This window comes from Boseongicola sp. (assembly GCF_057460485.1).
In genome coordinates this window covers 1-17,135 of record NZ_JBVCWP010000004.1, presented here as the reverse complement: position 1 = coordinate 17,135, position 17,135 = coordinate 1, and the positions used below count along the sequence as shown (strand labels likewise).

General features: G+C 58.5%; 18 protein-coding genes. 4 read left to right on the top strand and 14 right to left on the bottom strand.

All coding sequences use genetic code 11. The features are described 5' to 3' along the window. Nucleotides 1–42 precede the first annotated feature (42 nt). Together AC221Y_RS01495 and AC221Y_RS01490 are read right to left on the bottom strand one after the other, a co-directional pair. Complete coding sequence (locus tag AC221Y_RS01495) at nucleotides 43–1,362, bottom strand: mechanosensitive ion channel family protein (protein ID WP_299751911.1); 1,320 nt, start codon at nucleotides 1,360–1,362, stop codon at nucleotides 43–45. Nucleotides 1,363–1,408: 46 nt separating this feature from the next. Beyond that, complete coding sequence (locus tag AC221Y_RS01490) at nucleotides 1,409–1,885, bottom strand: DM13 domain-containing protein (protein WP_299751914.1); 477 nt, start codon at nucleotides 1,883–1,885, stop codon at nucleotides 1,409–1,411. A gap of 206 nt (nucleotides 1,886–2,091) precedes the next feature. On the opposite strand from AC221Y_RS01490, the gene AC221Y_RS01485 reads away from it, so the two are divergent. Then, complete coding sequence (locus tag AC221Y_RS01485) at nucleotides 2,092–4,590, top strand: GcvT family protein (protein ID WP_486706679.1); 2,499 nt, start codon at nucleotides 2,092–2,094, stop codon at nucleotides 4,588–4,590. A gap of 10 nt (nucleotides 4,591–4,600) precedes the next feature. Here the strand turns inward: AC221Y_RS01485 and AC221Y_RS01480 are convergent, their stop codons facing one another. From AC221Y_RS01480 to mutY, 3 genes are read right to left on the bottom strand one after another with little or no spacing between them, the layout of a single operon-like run. After that, nucleotides 4,601–4,729 carry a hypothetical protein gene (locus AC221Y_RS01480; RefSeq protein ID WP_299751920.1) on the bottom strand — a complete coding sequence of 43 codons (129 nt, stop codon included), beginning with the start codon at nucleotides 4,727–4,729 and terminating at the stop codon, nucleotides 4,601–4,603. Between the two features lie 22 nt (nucleotides 4,730–4,751). Beyond that, complete coding sequence (locus tag AC221Y_RS01475) at nucleotides 4,752–4,892, bottom strand: hypothetical protein (RefSeq protein ID WP_299751923.1); 141 nt, start codon at nucleotides 4,890–4,892, stop codon at nucleotides 4,752–4,754. 39 nt (nucleotides 4,893–4,931) lie between these two features. Continuing rightward, nucleotides 4,932–5,993, bottom strand: coding sequence for an A/G-specific adenine glycosylase (mutY, locus tag AC221Y_RS01470; protein WP_299751926.1), 1,062 nt, complete (start codon nucleotides 5,991–5,993; stop codon nucleotides 4,932–4,934). 84 nt (nucleotides 5,994–6,077) lie between these two features. Here mutY and AC221Y_RS01465 point away from each other — a divergent pair, with 84 nt between their 5' ends. From AC221Y_RS01465 to AC221Y_RS01455, 3 genes are read left to right on the top strand one after another with little or no spacing between them, the layout of a single operon-like run. Next, nucleotides 6,078–6,575, top strand: a complete 498-nt coding sequence (locus AC221Y_RS01465; RefSeq protein ID WP_299751928.1) for a DUF721 domain-containing protein — start codon at nucleotides 6,078–6,080, stop codon at nucleotides 6,573–6,575. A 13-nt stretch (nucleotides 6,576–6,588) separates the two neighbouring features. Then, the gene (locus AC221Y_RS01460; protein WP_486706678.1) at nucleotides 6,589–7,230 is read left to right on the top strand and encodes a DsbA family protein; all 642 of its coding nucleotides are present in this window, start codon (nucleotides 6,589–6,591) and stop codon (nucleotides 7,228–7,230) included. Continuing rightward, nucleotides 7,230–8,366 carry a CaiB/BaiF CoA transferase family protein gene (locus AC221Y_RS01455; protein WP_299751936.1) on the top strand — a complete coding sequence of 379 codons (1,137 nt, stop codon included), beginning with the start codon at nucleotides 7,230–7,232 and terminating at the stop codon, nucleotides 8,364–8,366. Before AC221Y_RS01460 ends, AC221Y_RS01455 begins: the two co-directional genes overlap by 1 nt. Here AC221Y_RS01455 and lpxK read toward each other — a convergent pair. From lpxK to AC221Y_RS01410, 9 genes are all read right to left on the bottom strand, one after another. Further along, complete coding sequence (gene lpxK, locus AC221Y_RS01450) at nucleotides 8,344–9,333, bottom strand: tetraacyldisaccharide 4'-kinase (RefSeq protein ID WP_486706677.1); 990 nt, start codon at nucleotides 9,331–9,333, stop codon at nucleotides 8,344–8,346. The two genes, AC221Y_RS01455 and lpxK, sit on opposite strands and share 23 nt — an antisense overlap. Beyond that, entirely contained in the window at nucleotides 9,333–10,487 is a 1,155-nt protein-coding gene (locus tag AC221Y_RS01445; RefSeq protein WP_486706676.1) for a 3-deoxy-D-manno-octulosonic acid transferase, read from the bottom strand. The genes lpxK and AC221Y_RS01445 overlap by 1 nt, the downstream gene beginning before the upstream one ends. Before the next feature lie 110 nt (nucleotides 10,488–10,597). Then, complete coding sequence (locus tag AC221Y_RS01440; protein WP_299758389.1) at nucleotides 10,598–10,843, bottom strand: DUF4170 domain-containing protein; 246 nt, start codon at nucleotides 10,841–10,843, stop codon at nucleotides 10,598–10,600. Between the two features lie 209 nt (nucleotides 10,844–11,052). Then, a complete protein-coding gene (locus tag AC221Y_RS01435; protein ID WP_299758390.1) occupies nucleotides 11,053–12,093 on the bottom strand; it encodes a succinylglutamate desuccinylase/aspartoacylase family protein in 1,041 nt (346 codons plus the stop codon). Then, nucleotides 12,090–12,995, bottom strand: coding sequence for a 30S ribosomal protein S6--L-glutamate ligase (gene rimK / locus AC221Y_RS01430; protein ID WP_299758391.1), 906 nt, complete (start codon nucleotides 12,993–12,995; stop codon nucleotides 12,090–12,092). Before rimK ends, AC221Y_RS01435 begins: the two co-directional genes overlap by 4 nt. Next, on the bottom strand, nucleotides 12,992–13,468 hold the full coding sequence (locus AC221Y_RS01425; RefSeq protein ID WP_299758392.1) for an ATP-dependent zinc protease family protein: 477 nt from the start codon (nucleotides 13,466–13,468) through the stop codon (nucleotides 12,992–12,994). The genes rimK and AC221Y_RS01425 overlap by 4 nt, the downstream gene beginning before the upstream one ends. Before the next feature lie 106 nt (nucleotides 13,469–13,574). Next, on the bottom strand, nucleotides 13,575–14,345 hold the full coding sequence (locus tag AC221Y_RS01420; RefSeq protein WP_299758393.1) for a 3'(2'),5'-bisphosphate nucleotidase CysQ: 771 nt from the start codon (nucleotides 14,343–14,345) through the stop codon (nucleotides 13,575–13,577). Beyond that, nucleotides 14,332–15,675, bottom strand: a complete 1,344-nt coding sequence (locus tag AC221Y_RS01415) for a TldD/PmbA family protein (RefSeq protein ID WP_486706675.1) — start codon at nucleotides 15,673–15,675, stop codon at nucleotides 14,332–14,334. The genes AC221Y_RS01420 and AC221Y_RS01415 overlap by 14 nt, the downstream gene beginning before the upstream one ends. 129 nt (nucleotides 15,676–15,804) lie before the next feature. Continuing rightward, nucleotides 15,805–17,135: DUF2125 domain-containing protein (locus AC221Y_RS01410; protein WP_486706674.1), on the bottom strand; the 1,331-nt coding region annotated here is incomplete at its 5' end.

Below are 17,135 nucleotides of genomic sequence, written 5' to 3'. Positions count from 1 at the left end.
AACGGCTTGGAGATATAGCTTTCGCAAACCAAAGAAAAGGGGTCAGTCGGCGCTCGCGGGAACTTGATGGTGATCCAACATGCGGACTTCTCGCTGCGGGAATGGAATGGAAATTCCGTTGGCTTTGAAAGTATCCCACAGCGCAAGGTAGACGTTGCCACGGATGTTCGTGAGGCCGTCGGTCGGGTCGGTAATCCAAAAGCGCAGGATGTAGTCGACAGAACTGTCCCCAAAACCTGTGATGTGGCAGACGGGCGGCTTTGCCGACAGGACACGGCCGACGCTTGCGGCAGCTTCATTCGCCAGTTTGCGCACCAGGTGAGGATCGTCGCCATAGGCCGTGCCGAAATGGATGTCGAGCCGGACAAAATCATTTGAATGCGACCAGTTGACGACCTGACCGGTGATGAGGTCTTCGTTTGGGATCAGGTATTCACGGCCGTCACGCGTTGTGATCGAGACGTACCGCGCACCCAAAGCATTGATCCAGCCAAAGGTGTCTCCGATGGAAATCACGTCGCCTGGTTTGATTGATTTATCGAGAAGGATGATAATGCCGGACACAAGGTTCGAGACGACCTTTTGCAAGCCAAAACCAAGCCCGACACCGATTGCGCCTGAAAGGACGGCGAGACCGGTCAGATCGACTCCGACGATCTTCAGGCCAAGGAAAAACGCCGCACCAAAGAGAAAGACCTGGATGAATTTAACCGCCAGAACCTTCATCGACGGCGATATTTCGCCGTTTGCGTGAATGCGGGCCGCTGCTGTTGATGTCGTGATCCGGGCGAGCGTAAACAGGACCCCAATGGCGATAAGGGCTTGTAGGACCGTCAGTAGTGAAAGCCGCATGTCCCCGAAAGAAAGTGCCAGACTGTCGAGGAAATTCGAAATCTCATCGATGATGCCCAGGTAGTAGAGCGTCACATAAATCCACAAAAACCACGTTACGATCTGGCGCAGAAAGTTATTTTGAACGAGCCGCACGGCAAAACCGACAAGCAGAATCGCGACGGTGATTGTACCGACAAGTTCAAGCAGAAATCTGCGTGAAACAAACGGCGTTACTTCGGCCATGATCGCTGCTGCGATCCAGATCAGGATCGAAAAAAGGATCAGCCCTAACCGCCTGTGCAGGACAACAAGCGCACGAAGCTGCCATTTTGGCCGTCCGGCAAGTGTGCGGATCCACTCGTGAAAAGTTGGCCTTATCCAGCGCGTCAAAACCCATGCGACAACGATGCAAAGAACAAGAATTCCAAGTTGCCAAAGCCTTGATGGCAAAAGCAAAAGTGTACCTTGCGCCGTGGCCTGTTGCCAAAGGTCGGTAATTTGTCCTGTCAGGCTGTCGACTTGCTCCATCCCGGAAGGATGCAACGCGATGACCTGCGCGGCAAGGTCGCTTGTTTTAGGAAGGTGGGGACAGGGCTGCGGGCGAGAACAAGACACCGAACTGTTCGCACCAGATTACCACCGATTGGAATGAGGAAACGTCCACATCTGTCGGAACCGAGTAGGCTTGATCTCCGATATTACCCTTCAACTGGCCAAGTCCAACCCATTGATTGTCCGCCACATCAGACGACGCGGCAGGGTCCGGGTGCGCCGACAGCCAGACCTCAAGGTCGGGACCGTTTGTCACCTGAAACTCGGATAGCTGAATTTCATGTCCGCCGCCGGGGAGGGCAACTAGCGTGGCCATTCCCGAGCCTTGATGCGCGCTGTCCGCGTTCCGGAAGGTGCCGGTGGCGACGATTTCGGCTTCCGCCAGGGTCTCGACGACGACTTCGTCGAAAAAGAGCGGTGAAAACGCGTACCACAGGAACGCTCCGGCAGGTGCGCCGACGACGGCGCCAGCCAAGAATATAGCAAGAGTTTTCAGCACAGTTGTGTCCCCCGTTTGGGCGGCAGCTTGGTGCATTTGCGTAGCTGGTGTCGATCCCTATCTTTGGTCCCGGCGTCCGCAAGTGTTTCGGGGCCACGGCGGAGATTGGAGCGCTTGTCGGTTTTATGCGCTGCTATGTCGGATGAATCTGACGTCTCGAGCCGATATGCGCTTAAATCCGTGAAAATGCAGGAGGGATTCGCCCCATGAAGACCCATGTCAAAGCGCTTGTCGTTGGCGGCGGCGCAGTTGGAACGTCAATCGCCTATCATTTGGCGAAGGCCGGGTGGGATGATGTGGTGCTTCTTGAGCGTGATGAGCTGACGTCAGGGTCCACCTGGCACGCTGCCGGGTTGTTGCCGCTTTTCAACATGTCCTACGCGACGACCCACATCCACAAATACTCGGTCGATTTCTACAAGAAGCTTGAGGCTGAGACCGGGTTGAATGCCGGCTTTTCTGTCGTCGGCAACTTGCGGATGGCGCAAACACAGGATCGTATGGACGAATATATGCTCTATGCGGCAACGGCCGAGACATGCGACGTGCCCTACGAACATTTGTTGGCCGATGATATCAAGGCGCGATGGCCGTTGATCCGCACGAATGATCTCAAGGGCGCGATTTATCACCCGACGGATGGCTACATAAACCCGGCGGATGTCACCATGGCGATGGCCAAGGGCGCGCGACAGCGTGGTGTTGTGATCGAGCGGAAATGGCAGGTCGATGGGTATCACTGGACTGGTGATCATTGGGATGTGACTTGCACAAAGATGGCCGAAAAAGGGGGCAACCTGGTGGCGACGGACGAGCAAATCGTCGTCCACGCCGAACATGTTGTGACGGCTACCGGCAACCATGCGCAACGCACTGCCAACCTGTTGGGCATCAAGATCCCGGCTATTCCCGTCGAACATCAGTTTATCGTCATGGACCAGGACCCTGCTTTGGTTGAATGGCGTAAAAATAACCCCGAACACCCGGTAATCCGGGACGCAGACGCGCAATCCTATGTGCGCGAAGAGCGTGGTGGTTGGATTTTGGGAGTCTATGAGCAGAATGCGCCGGCTCGCTTTGAATACGGTGTCCCCGATAGTTTCCGGGCTGACTTGTTCCAGCTCAATCTTGAGCGGATCGAGGAGCAATACGCCGCGATGATCCATCGCGTGCCATCCTGTGAAGATTGCGGGTTGAAGGACGATTTCAACGGCCCGATTTGTTATACGCCTGACGGCAATCCTTTGGTTGGACCGGCGCCGGGTCGACGCAATATGTGGTTGGCTGAGGGCTTTAGCTTTGGCATCACCGCTGCAGGCGGTACAGGATATTACCTTGCGCAGATGATGGTTGAAGGCGAGGCCGAGATCGACATGGCGAGCCTTGACCCCAAGCGCTACGGGGCGTGGATGACGACCGAATATGCGGCTCGCAAGAACGAGGAATGCTATTCGCACGTCTATGTTCTTCACTACCCTGACGAGGAGCGTGAAGCTTGCCGTCCGCTGAAGACGGCTCCGTCTTATGATCGGATGAAAGCACGGGGCGCGCAGTTCGGTCAGGTGAACGGATGGGAGCGTCCGAATTACTTCGGCCCATTGGACGCGCCCTCGTCGTTCGACCACGATACACGGTCCTTTCGCCGCGGCGGATGGTGGCAATACGCGCATGATGAAGCGAAAGCGGTCCGCGAGGGTGTTGGCATGGTCGACGCCACGGCGTTTACCAAGCACAAGCTGCGTGGACCGGGGGCGACGGCGTTTCTTGACTGGTTTACTTGCAATAAGTTGCCGCGCGTTGGGCGGATCAATCTGACGTACGCGTTGACCAGCCACGGCACGACACGGACGGAATACACGATCGTCCGCCTTGCCGAGGATACGTATTACCTTGTCAGCGCTGGCGCCTGGCAGGCTTATGACAGCGATTATCTGGCGCAGGCAATGAACGACAATGTGGGGCGTTTTGGTCCGATGTGGTTGGACGATTGCACAGGGCAGCACGGCGTTTTCGCGCTTGCCGGACCGAAGTCACGGGATGTCCTGAAATCGCTGGTGAGTGACGCCGACCCCGAGACCGCTTTATCTAACAAGCGCTTTCCATGGCTGAGCGGCAAGCGCCTTGAGCTTGGAATGTGCCCGACGAACGCGATCCGTGTAGCTTATACCGGAGAGCTTGGTTGGGAATTGCATCACCCGATGGAGATGCAGAACTATCTGTTCGACCAACTGATGGAAGCGGGCGAGCCGCAGGGGCTGAAGTTGGTTGGCGCGCGGGCGCAGAACTGGCTTCGCCAGGAGAAATCCTATCGTGCGTTCGGAACAGAACTTGGTCGCGACGCGACGCCGCTTGAAGCAGGCCTGAACCGCTTTGTTGATCTTCAGAAGGATTTCTACGGCAAGGACCGTATGGTTGAAACCGGCGTCCGCTCGATGTGCGTGACGCTTTTGATCGACGGTCCCGACGATGCAGATCCATGGGGCCGCGAGGCGCTTTATGATCGAGAAACGCGCGTTGGGCGTCTGACATCCGGCGGCTATTCCGTGGCCTTCGGAAAGTCGATCGGGATGGGATATGTTTCGCCGGATCGGGCAAGCCCCGGAACAAAGCTTCAGGTGAAGATGCAGAACAAGCTTTGGGATGCGGTGGTCACCGAAGACAGCCCTTACGATCCGAAAAACGAGACGATCCGCGAAGACGGCTAACCTCGGCGGCTCACGGATTGCGCGCTTCGCTGTAGGCGCCCCCGTCGGTGATGCCGGGATAAAACTGTCGTCTCCATGCGCGCGCAGGTTCTTGTGGTGCATCCAGATCGCGCGGGTCGACCCCGGTCAACTTGGTCAAGGACCAAGACTGCAACCCAGGTTTAAAGCGGCAACACAGCGAGCGTCCAACCGCCATTGACTGCGCTGATCCACGCGTGTGGCGTCAGCGTCAGAGACAGCCAGTTTGAAAGCGCGGGCGGAACGCGATTTGTCTCGTCGGGTTTGGCCGTCTGTCCGGTCATAGTGGGTCGCGGGCGAGTATACTCGCCACACCTATTGGCTCAATCCATTGCGAAAGCACCCGACGCAAGGTCAAACGCTTTGCGCATGACTGTCGGCAGGTCGGAGGGGCGAAAGTCGGATGTCAGGATGAATTGCCCACGTTCTGGCACTTCGGTTTCTGATACCACCGCGACGCGAAGCGACAGTTTCAGGTGGAAATGGGTGAAGGTATGGCGCACCTCGCCTCCGGGATCACTCCAACTGGCGCGGCAAGGCGGCGCTTCAGCTTGTGCATCGACGCTCCATTCGGTGCCGGGCCATCCCAGCATTCCGCCGAGGAGCCCCTTGTCGGGCCGCGTCTCCAATAGCCATGCGCCGTCTTGGCGGCGCGCAAGATAGGCAATGCCAAGGCGGGTTGGTTTGGCTTTTTTGGGCAATTTCCGGGGAAGGTCAGCGGCGATGCCCGTCGCGCGCGCTTGGCAGGCATTGATCCAAGGACAAATGCCACAAGTCGGGTTTCGCGGCGTACAAATTGTGGCACCAAGATCCATCACGGCCTGAGCATAGTCTCCGGGGCGTTCATTGGGCGTAAGGTCTGCGGCAAGCGCGGTGAGTTCGGGTTTTGCGGTCGGAAGGGGCGTGTGAACTGCAAAGAGCCGGCTTATGACCCGTTCGACGTTGCCATCGACCACTGTTTCGGGGCGATCAAAGGCAATCGAGGCGATTGCAGAGGCGGTATAAGGGCCGATGCCCGGAAGTTTCAGAAGCGCTCCGTGTGTATCGGGGAATGTTCCGCCGTAGTCGGTCGCAACCACGCGGGCGCATTTCAACAGATTTCGCGCGCGCGCATAGTAGCCAAGGCCGGCCCATTCGCCCATGACGGCTGCGTCATCGGCATTTGCAAGGTCAGTGACCGTCGGCCAAAGCTCGGTGAAGCGAAGAAAGTAGCTGCGCACAGCGGCAACGGTGGTTTGTTGCAGCATCACTTCGGACATCCAGACGCGGTATGGATCGGGCAAATGACCTGCTTTTCGACCGACAGGACTTGTTCGCCAGGGCAAAACGCGCGCGTTGGCGTCGTACCATAAGAGAAGATCGGCACTCTGCGGTGTCTCACGCAATGTTTATGTCCTCGTTATTGGCTTTAGAGTGGCACTGGCGCCCTGCTGCTTTAAGATGCGCGCAACGTCACGGAAGGCAAGGCATTGAAGGACTTTCGCCGCAAGCGCGGTTTCGAGCGCGCATCCGATCTTGTTGCAAACCGTGTTCGCACGGCGAGCGAGACGCGTGGCTTTGCGGTATCTCGGCTTTTGACCCATTGGGACGAGATCATCGGTGCCGATTTATGCGGCATGGCACGGCCGATCGATATTATTTACGGCAAAAGCTTTGGGGCGACGCTGACCCTGTTGGTGAAGGGCGCCGAGGCTCCCATGGTCGAAATGCAAAAAGAGACGATCCGCGAGCGGGTTAATGCATGCTACGGCTATGCGGCGATCCAAAAAGTCCGTCTGACCCAGACCACACCGCGCGGGTTTGCCGAAGAGCAGTCGCCGTTCGCGGCCGGACCCCAAAAGCCCCAAGTGACGCCCGCTGCCCGACAAAAGGCAGCGCAAACAGTTGAAATCGTGGACGATACGTCGCTGCGAGACGCCCTTGAACGTTTGGGCGCGAATGTCATATCTCAGTCTAAACAGAAATAAAGGTATTCTTGTTATGAACCGAACAAAGTCGGCTTTTGCAGCCACATTCCTTGCAGTGCTTGCGGCACTTTTCCTGTCGACACAATCAGCCGTGGCGCAGGAAGCCAGCGACATCGACACGTCGGATATCGTCGAGATGGTCCTCGGTAACCCGGACGCTGAGGTAACGGTCGTTGAGTACGCCTCGTTTACTTGTCCCCACTGCGCCTCGTTTCACGCAGGGTCTTTCAAGGACCTCAAGAAAGATTTCATCGACACCGGAAAGATTAAGTTCGTCTATCGCGAGGTCTATTTCGACCGGCAGGGACTTTGGGCCGCGATCGTCGCGCGCTGCGGTGCGGGCGCCGAGAATCGTTATTTCGGAATCGCCGAGATGATCTACGAAAATCAGCGCGTCTGGGCTCGTCAGGAAGACCCGGCTGCAATCGTCGATAGCCTGCGTCGGTTTGGAAAGACTGCTGGTCTGACAGATACACAACTTGATCAGTGCTTTTCTGATGCCGATACCGCCCAAAAGCTGTACGCACGGTATTTGCAGCTGGCCGAGGAAGATAGCGTGAAGTCGACGCCGACGTTCATCATCAATGGCGAGCTGTATTCGAATATGCCCTATGCCGAGATGGCGGATATCATCAACGCGGCACTTGGCGAGTAATGCCGCCTCTTCAGGGCCTCAAGGTCATTGAACTTGCACGCGTTTTGGCTGGTCCCTGGGCCGGCCAGACGCTGGCGGATCTGGGCGCTGATGTCGTAAAAGTAGAAAGCCCCGACGGCGACGAAACCCGCCGTTGGGGCCCGCCATTTATTGACCACGACGGAGAGCGTTCGGCCGCTTATTTCCATTCGTGCAATCGTGGAAAATCCTCGGTCACGGCAGATTTCCGAACCCAGGAGGGCCGGGACCTTGTGCTGGAACTGGTCAAAGACGCCGATGTTTTGATTGAGAACTTCAAGGTTGGTGGCCTTGCCAAATATGGGTTGGACTATGAAAGCCTGAAGGCGGTCAATCCAGGATTGGTCTATTGCTCAATCACCGGTTTCGGGCAGGATGGGCCATACGCGCATCGGGCAGGCTATGATTACATCATTCAGGGTATGTCCGGGCTGATGTCGTTCACCGGCGCCCCTGACGGGCAGCCGATGAAGGCAGGCGTAGCCATCACGGACCTGTTTACTGGGCTTTATGCGGTGATCGCGGTGCAGGCGGCCTTGCGGCAGCGTGAAACGACGGGGCTTGGTCAGCACGTCGATCTTTCTTTGCTGGATACAGCGGTTGCGATGACATCCAATCAAGCGATGAACTATCTGGCGACGGGCGTTTCTCCGACGCGGCTAGGGAACGCGCATCCGAACCTCATGCCCTATCAGGTGTTTGATTGCTCGGACGGCTGGATTATCGTGGCAATTGGGAATGATGGCCAGTTTCACCGGCTTTGCAGTGTCCTGAAGACGGATGGATTGGCGGATGCGCCAGACTATAATACCAACGCCAATCGGATCGCCAATCGGCAGGCTTTGACGGATATTCTGACGGCAATTACGCGGGGCTGGACGAAAGCGGATTTGCTCGCGGCCTGTGAGAAAGCGGGTGTTCCGGCCGGGCCGATAAACGATATGGCCGAGGTGTTTCGTGACCCTCAGGTCGTTGCGCGCGGCATGCAGGTCAGTGATGAGGGCGTGCCCGGCGTGCGGACCCCGATTGTGTTCTCGGATGCCGAATTGGCGCCCAATCGGGCATCGCCTAAGTTGAACGCAGATGCCGGGCGGATCAGGCTAAAGTCAGGCGATTAAGCACCTCTGACAAATGCGCTTTGTCATCGAACTCTAGTCTTACAGGCAGTGTTAAGACTTTCTGGCGGAAGCTTGGTGGCAACCGCACTGCATCCTTTTCTGTTGTGACCAATTGCGCAGAGAGCGCCATGGCTTCGATTTCCAGCCGCTTCATCAAGCCGTCGGACAAAGGCTGATGGTCGGAAAGCGCCTCGGTGCGGATCAGGTCCGCCCCAAGTCCGCGCAGGGTGGTGAAGAACTTTTCGGGATGAGCGATGCCCGCAAACGCCATGACACGCTGACCTTGCCAATCCATGCCGGTTTCCAACGTCTTGAGATGCGCGGTAGCGTGCGGCACAGACACGCGTGGTCCCCACTTTTTAAGGAAATGGCCTTGGGCATTCTCGTCACCGATACTAAGCAGCAGATCGGCGCGTTTCAGGCCCTGTTCTACGGGTTCACGCAAAGGCCCCGCCGGCAGAATGCGTCCATTTCCAAACCCCAGCGCGGCATCAACCACCACAATACTGAACGATTTGGCGACTGACGGGTTTTGAAATCCGTCATCAAGAAGGATGATCTCCGCTCCGTCGTTTTCTGCAGCTCGAACCCCTTCGGCACGGTCCTGAGCGATCCACGTCGGCGCGAACGCCGCGATAAGCAAGGGTTCGTCCCCAACATCTGCGGCTTTGTGTCTGCGTTCGCTCACACGGGTCGGACCCGTTTCGGCGCCGCCGTAGCCACGAGACACAACATGGACGTTTCGGGGTCGCAGATGTTCTATAAGGGCGATTACCGTGGGCGTTTTCCCGGTGCCACCTGCGCTCAGATTGCCCACGCAGATCACCGGGCAATTCGGCGTGATATCTGGTGATTTGCGAACGCGGCGGGCTGTGGCGAAGCCGTAAAGCGACGACAATGGCTTAAGGAGATGCGCCTGCCATCCCGGTTGCTCGGGTGGGTTTTGCCAGAACAAGGGTGTGCGCATCACGCCGGCTCCTCGCCATCCAATGTAAGATTGATCATGGTCACAAGCGCTTCGACCGCGAGCGCGCCTTCGGATGTGGTCGCCCACCCGGCATGGGCCAATCTGGCGGCCTTGTCAGGAGACAACAGCTCAAAAACGGCGGCGCCGAGGCCTGCGGGGTCCTTGATCAACATGGTTGCTTCTGCGGCTCGTAGGCGCTGGATCCGGGGAACGGCGCCGCTGACTTCGGGTCCATGCAGCAGAGCTGAGCCAAGGGAGGCAGGACCATAGGGATCTGACGTGGGAAGCTCGGGATCGAACGAACCGCCGAGGTAGGTGATTGGCGAAAGACGATACCACAGGCCCATTCCTTCGTCGGTATCGGCGATATAGACTTGGACGTTTTCGTCGGGTCGCCCGCCCGAAGAGCGGAGCGCGGTTCTCCAGCCGTGTGTTTCCAAGGATCCCGCGATTGCAGGTCCGTCTGATAGAACCTTCGGTACAATGATGAGCAAAAGCCGGTGCGCGGCCCGGACCGTGCGCCGTTGCGCCGCATCAAGAGCCGGAATTTCTGAAGCTGACACCTCCGCGGCAAGCCACACCGGTCGTCCGCCAAGAATTTCCGACAAGGCAGTGATGTCGGCGTCGTTACAAGCAGGCGCGAGTGCTGTGTCGCGCAAGGGGCCTGTGACAGCAATGCGTGCATCGGGAACGCCAAGGCGGACAAGCGCTTTTAGATCGGCGGAATTGGACACCAATACGCCGCGGAAAATCTCCGGGATTGAGAGCGACGAATTGCTCAGCCCCCCCCCAAAGGCAGAGGCGCTTTGGGTGTTTGTTGCAAGAAACAGTGGAATTCCTGCCGCATGCGCTTCGGTAAGCAAAACGGTTCGGTCTGGCGCGCCGACGATCACTGCCACGTCGGGTTTCCAGTGTTCGAGGAAGCGATTGACTGAGCCTTTGGTGTCGCCGGGGACCAGTTGATGGATGGCCGTTTCGTCAATTGCACTGAATGGCGCTGCGTTCTCGGACGAGGTGACGAGCCCAAAGATCGGTTCACCGCGCATCGACGAAAGCTCGGCTGTGAGCGCGGAGATGCTGCCTGCGTCTGACGGGTCGCTGACGTGAAGCCAGAGCAAACATCCCTTTGGACGCTCTGCCGTCGTATGCCCCAATCGCTCGGGACCGCGTTCGGGGGGGGCGGGGTTATCGCGGCGGAGGGTGCGGTCGGCGAGACGCGTGGCGTTGTAAAAGAGCCGAGAGATAAGGCGGGGTTTGGGCGTCGTCAGCTGCCCAGCTCCTCAGTCGACGACGCAGGCGCCTCTTCGTCGCGCAAACGGTGTAAATGGGCGATGAAATAGCGCATGTGGGCATTGTCCACCGTGCGCTGGGCTTCGGATTTCCAGGCGTTGTAAGCCGTCGCGTAATCGGGATAAATCCCGACGATATGGATATCATCCACGTCGCGGAAAATGTTGGTAGAGGGGTCTGTCAACTCTCCGCCGAAGACGAGATGTAGGCGCTGGGTCATTGGGGTCTCCCGTTGTTGAGGTGCAGGGTAAACGCCTGCTGCGTGGGGTCAAGCCGCGGCTGAATTGGCCGTTTTGGCGTTTCCGGTACCTGCGTTGGTGCATGCGTTCGCAGGATTAGGGGTGGGTCATTGGTTCGAACTGGCGCGCATCGCCTCTTAGAACGCAATGCTGGCTTGCCTTAAGAGATGCTCGGACCCTTTGGCGAACATCAGATTATCTCGTCTTCATCAAACAAAGGGGCCTCTTCCAGCTGCGTTGCCAGATCATCAACAGCAGCTTCTGCGTCGTCGCCTGATTTAACAGCCGCAATGTGGAAAAGCGCGTCGCCTTCGTGGGCGATTGGCATGACGGCGCGTCCCACGATAATGCCTGCGTATCGAGTTTTGACCTCGACCTCGCCTTCCCCGAAGGGGTCCGAAATCGCGGCAACGATGTCGCCTTCTCCAACGACGTCCCCTTCCGCTTTGAACATGCGTAAAAGCCCGCCCGCCGGTGCGCGAAGCCAGTTGCTGTCCGAGCACAACAACGAGTCTGCCTTTGGCTTGGCGATCCCTGCCTTGGGCAACATTTTTATCTCTTTCAAAATGCGTAAAATTCCGGCCACCCCTGCGCGGACGGACATTTCATCAAACCGCATGCCTTCGCCGGCCTCGTAGAGCAGGACATCGACGCCGATCTTTTTGGCTTCTTGCCGTAAGCTTCCGTCGCGCAATGCACTTGTCAGAATGACCGGCGCACCAAAAACTTTTGCGAGCCGCAATGTCTCGCGGTTGTTGGCCGAAACGCGCACCTGCGGCAGGTTCATGCGATTGATGGCCGCCGAATGCAGATCAATGCCAAGCGAACAGCGCCCGACGATTTCATGGAGGAAAATATGCGCAAGCCGCGAGCCCAGAGACCCGTTCGGTGATCCAGGAAAGCAGCGATTAAGATCGCGGCGGTCCGGCAAGTAGCGCGAATGGTTGAGAAAACCGAAGGTGTTCACAATCGGCACGACAATCAGGGTGCCTTGCAAGGATTTCAGATTGGATCGCAGCAATCGGCGCACGATTTCGACACCGATCACCTCGTCCCCGTGGATACCCGCACTGACAAAAACTGTGGGGCCATCGCTGCGCCCGTGGATGACATGGGCGGACAGGGTGACGGGTGTGTGGTCTGACAGCATGCTGACAGGGATTTCGATGGTTTTGCGGGTGCCCGATTCAACGACTGCGCCGGCGATCTCGAAACCAGAACGTTTTTTCATCCCTTGCCTTTGGTCTTGGTTGCGTTGGGTTTCGCATGTTTTTCGATGTATTCGATGATCTTGCCTGCGATGTCGAGGCCGGTTGCTTTCTCGACCCCTTCCAAACCGGGAGAGGAGTTAACTTCCATCACAACCGGACCATGATTGGCCCGCAACATGTCCACTCCGCAGACATTAAGGCCCATCGCTTTGGCGGATCGAATTGCCGTCGAGCGTTCTTCTGGTGACAGTTTGATCAGTTCAGCGGATCCGCCACGGTGCAGGTTCGATCGAAAGTCGCCTTCTACGCCGGTGCGTTTCATTGCGGCCACGACCCTGCCACCGACGACGATCGCACGGATGTCAGTGCCGCCGGCTTCTTTGATGAACTCTTGGAGCAGGATGTTCACACCCGCACCGCGAAAAGCCTCGACGACCGATTTCGCGGACCGCTTTGTATCGGCCAAAACAACACCGATCCCTTGCGTGCCTTCCAACAGCTTGATCACCACAGGCGCGCCACCTGCAAGCTCGAGAACCTCTTCGGTCTGTTTTGGGTCATGGGCGAAAGTGGTCACCGGCAGACCAATGCCATCGCGCGCCAAAAGTTGCATCGAGCGCAATTTGTCTCGCGAGCGGCCGATGGCAACGCTTTCATTCAAGGGGTAGACGCCCTGCATTTCAAACTGCCGCAAAACAGCCATGCCGTAGAAGGTGATCGACGCACCAATGCGAGGGATCACGGCGTCATACCCAACCAGCTTTTCGCCGTTGTAATAGACCTCGGGCCTGCGCGACGCGATGTTCATATAACACCTCAGAGTGTTAATAATATCGAGCTGATGGCCGCGCTCCTCTGCCGCTTCTTTCAGGCGCCTGTGTGAGTAAAGTTCGGCATTGCGTGCGAGCATGGCAATTTTCATGTCTTTGGTCCTTTAAGATTGGGCTGGGCGCTTACCAAGTAGGATTTTCCCGCATGCACGGCGATGTTGTGGCGGCGCAAGGCGCGGCGTCCTAAAATAAGCGGAAACACCATGCTTCCCCGGTCCGTCAGCGAGACGTCGATCTTCCAACGACGCCCGGCAAGAATCATCGGTGTCCGGATCACGAGGCGGCTTTCGGGCGAGCCGCTGGTGTTGGTGATGTCGCGTTTGGTGAAGACCGGGAATTCACAGGTTTGTCCCGGCGTCCCCACAATGGAAGGCGCCGTAAAGCGCACCCATTTCTGGTCATCGCGTCTGAACAATTCGATGTTCTCGGCATGAAGGGCGGTTGTTTTCGCGCCCGTGTCAACCTTCACGGCAAAATCAAAAAGGCCTAATTCGGGCAGGCTGATACATTCGTGCCAGCCGATCACCAAAAGGGGCCGCTCCACTTGGCTTGCATCGTTCGTCATATTTGTCGTTTCCGTGAGAACGCGGGGAAGACCCACACTGCGGTATCTAAGCGGGAGTTACCAGTAAACCATGATATGGCGGGCGAAAGATCTGGAAGCAATGGCCTCAGACGAGTTGGTCGATCAGGGCCGCGTGCACGCCGTTTCCCGCGGCCACGACGCCCGCTGATTGGCGACTTGGGGTGTTGAAAGTTAGCGTTTTGCCGCGTCGATCCGTGGCTTGTCCGCGCGCTTCGGTGACAAGAAGCGCACCCGCGGCGATGTCCCACTCCCAGCTTGGTCGCAGTGTCAGCATGCCGTCAAAACGGCCTTCCGCGACAAGCGCGAGGCGGTAGGCGATGGACGGGCGGAAGTGACGGTCGAAGGTTGGGGGGGCCGCTTTCCAAAAGTCGGGTTTAAGCGTGACTTTTGGGGTAAGAAGCGTGGTCTCGTCGCCGAATTGGTTCGCGGCAGCGTTGATTGGTGCGTCGTTCAGTGTGGCGCCGCCACCCTTGGTGGCAAGGTAGAGTTTATCGCGCACGGGCAAGTAGACGCAGGCCACGATGGGTTTGCCGTTTTCCACGATGGCCAGCGAGTGCGCCCAGGTTTTTTCGCCAGCGACAAACGCGCGGGTGCCGTCGATGGGGTCGATGACAAAGGCGCGCGTCGTCGCAAAGCGGGCCGGATCGTCTTCGGTTTCTTCACTGACCCAACCGTAGTCGGGGCGCGCGGCGAGGAGGCTTGTTTTCAGATGGGTGTCGACGGCGAAGTCGGCCTCGGACACGGGGTCGTCGCCACCTTTGTCCCAGACTTGTGGGTCCTCGCGCCAGTATTTTCGGGCGATCTCGCCAGCCTCAAGCGCGGCGGTTTTGAGGAGCTCGAGATCAGGCGCCAGCAATCGTGAGACTTTCGACAAGGAGCGATGGAACAACGCGCGAAAGGTGCGCGCGGGCGTCGTTTGCGGGAATGAGTGAGGCGAGCATTTCGTGGAGGTTTCCCGCGATGGTGCATTCGGTAACCGGGTAGGTGATCTCGCCGTTTTCAACCCAAAAGCCGCTGGCACCTCGGGAGTAATCGCCCGTTGTTGGATTGATCGACGAGCCGATCAGTGACGTGACGAGGAGGCCGGTGCCCATATCGCGGATCAGATCTGCGTGGGTTTGGTTGCCTTGGGTCATTGAGACGTTGCCGGTGCCGGGGGTCGGTGGGCCTCCCGTGCCGCGGGCGGCGGAGGCGGTGCTTTGCATGCCCAGTTTGCGGGCGGTCGCAAGGTCGAGCGTCCAGCCCATAAGCACGCCGTCTTCGACGATGTTGCGGGCTTGGGTGGCGAGACCCTCAGCGTCGAAGGGTTTGGAGCCACGGATGCGGGCGCGGTGCGGGTCTTCGGTCAAAGTGATGCCTTTGGGCAGGACCTGCTCGCCCAAACGCTCACGAAGCCACGAGCTTCCGCGTGCGATGGACGCCCCATTGGCGGCTTGCAGCAGGTGACCGATGAGGCCGGACGAGATGCGTTCGTCGTACAGGACGGGGAAAGCGCCGGTCGGCGGCTTGGTCGCGCCTGCGCGTTCCAATGTGCGTTTCGCGGCAATGTGGCCAATTTCTTCAGGCGTCATCATGTCGCCGGCGTGGGAGCGGCTGTCGCCGAAATAGTCGCGCTCCATGTCTGCGCCGGTCCCGGTGATCGCAACGCAGGAGAGGCCGTGCGAGGTGCGCGCGTAGCCGCCGGAAAAACCGTTTGATGCGGCCAGGTGGATGGCGTTGTGGCTATAGCCTGCGGCGACGCTGTCGGCTTGGGTAATGCCCTTGTGGGACAGGGCGGCGGCTTCGGCCGCCAGGGCGGCGTTTTGGAAGTATTTGGCGTCGGGTTCGGGTGCGTCTTCGGCCAGATCGAGGGCCGCGACATCCCAGTTTTTGGCGATCTGGTCGGGGTCAGCGAGACCGATATACGGATCTTCGGGCGCAAGGCGGGCCATTGTAACAGCGCGTTCCGCCATGGTTGCAATGGTGTCGCGCGAGGTGTCAGAGGCGGATACGCAGGCCTGACGTTTGCCGATGAGAACACGTAGACCGATGTCGGTCCCTTCGGCGCGTTCTGCCTGTTCAAGCGCTCCGTTCAAAACGTTGATTGTGACCGATGTGCCAGAGGTTGCAATGGCGTCCGCGGCGTCCGCGCCCGCATTTTTGGCGGCGGACAGAAGGGCGTCGGTCAGCTTGGCAAGGTCAGTCATGCAGTGTCCTTTGGCGGGGTTCGTTTTGAGGTAGTCCGGACAGGCGGGTGCCGCAAGGTCTGGGCAAGCTATAAAACGACAGCGGCGCCCCGATGGGACGCCGCGAATTGCTGGTTTATTGAACTCGGATCAGCGGATGCGCTGACCGTTGGCAAGGACTGAGCCGTCCTCTTTCAGTTCGATGGTGGACTGCAATGTGTCTTCTCCGCCGCCCGGACGGGCAAAGAGGCCGATCATCATACGCGCGCCCATTGCCTGTTCTTCCTGAACGAGGCCCATGCCGACCAGCTTGTCGAGCAAGCCGTTGCCGCCGGAAAGCATCAGGTTCGCAACGCCTGCAGGCGTCGGGATGCCCGTCGAATTGTCGAAGGTGAATGCGCCGTCGCCCGTCAGTTCAGCGCCCGCGATGGTCAGCTGCAGGGCGTTGACGTTCAGGTCCTCGATCGAGCCGGGGATGCCTGGGGTGCCGCTTTCGGCGAATTCGGGTGCGGTGAAATCCTGGCTGACGATGACGTTGCCGCCCGTGTCGACAAGAAGCGTGATCGGGTCGCGCGGCAGGGCGCCTGCGGGATCGATCATGCCCCAAAGCATATCGTCAATTTCCAGGCCGACCATAGTGAATGAAAGCGCGAAAGGTTGCGGATCATCGCCCGGGACGAGGGGCACCGAGAATGCGCCGCCGCTTTGGGCCATGCGAAAAGTCATCGGCGGAAGCGGGATGGTCGAGCCGCCGATGGAGACGGTGACGTCGTTTGTCGTCCCACCGTAGGAGATGCCATTTTTGTCCATTGCTCCGCTGATTTCACCCGAAAGGGCGGCGGCGGCCATCTGGAAGTTGCCATCTGAGGTGTCGACTATGATGTCGTATGTGACCTCGCCGTGCGTGCCGCTGCCGATCTGGGTCGTTCCGGCTTCGATCAGTTGTGCAAGAGACATGTTCGGCGCGATATTGCCGACGGAGCCGCGCGTGGTTTGTGTCAGGTCTTTCATCGTCAGACTGAACGCACCGGACCCTTCCTCGGGCGTTTCGCCCCGGAAGTTCATGACCAGCGACAGAAGGTCCAGCGCCGTCTCGCTGTCGTAGGAGCGCGCGTCTGCTCCGGTGAATTCGACGAAGCCGGTCAGCGCGGAGAGGGTGAAATCGAAGTCTACGGGGACATCATCCGGGACCTCCGGGCCTTCCATGATGAAATCGGTCATCTCGACGGTTGGGTAGTCGAAGTCATACCGCAAGTTGTCTGGTGTCCCGGAGGCAATTAGCTTGGCGTCGGGCTGACGGATGGTGAAGCCGACAATGCCGTCTTCGCCGTCCGGGCCGGTGACGTTGAGTGTGAAGGGAAGTTCGTCGTCCATTTCGACCGTGACTGTGCCGTAGCCGTTGTCAGCAAAGGTCAAGGTGCCAAGCTCCCAGACGGAGGCGCCGTCTGCGACGGGAATGGCGGCGGAAAGACCGATGATGG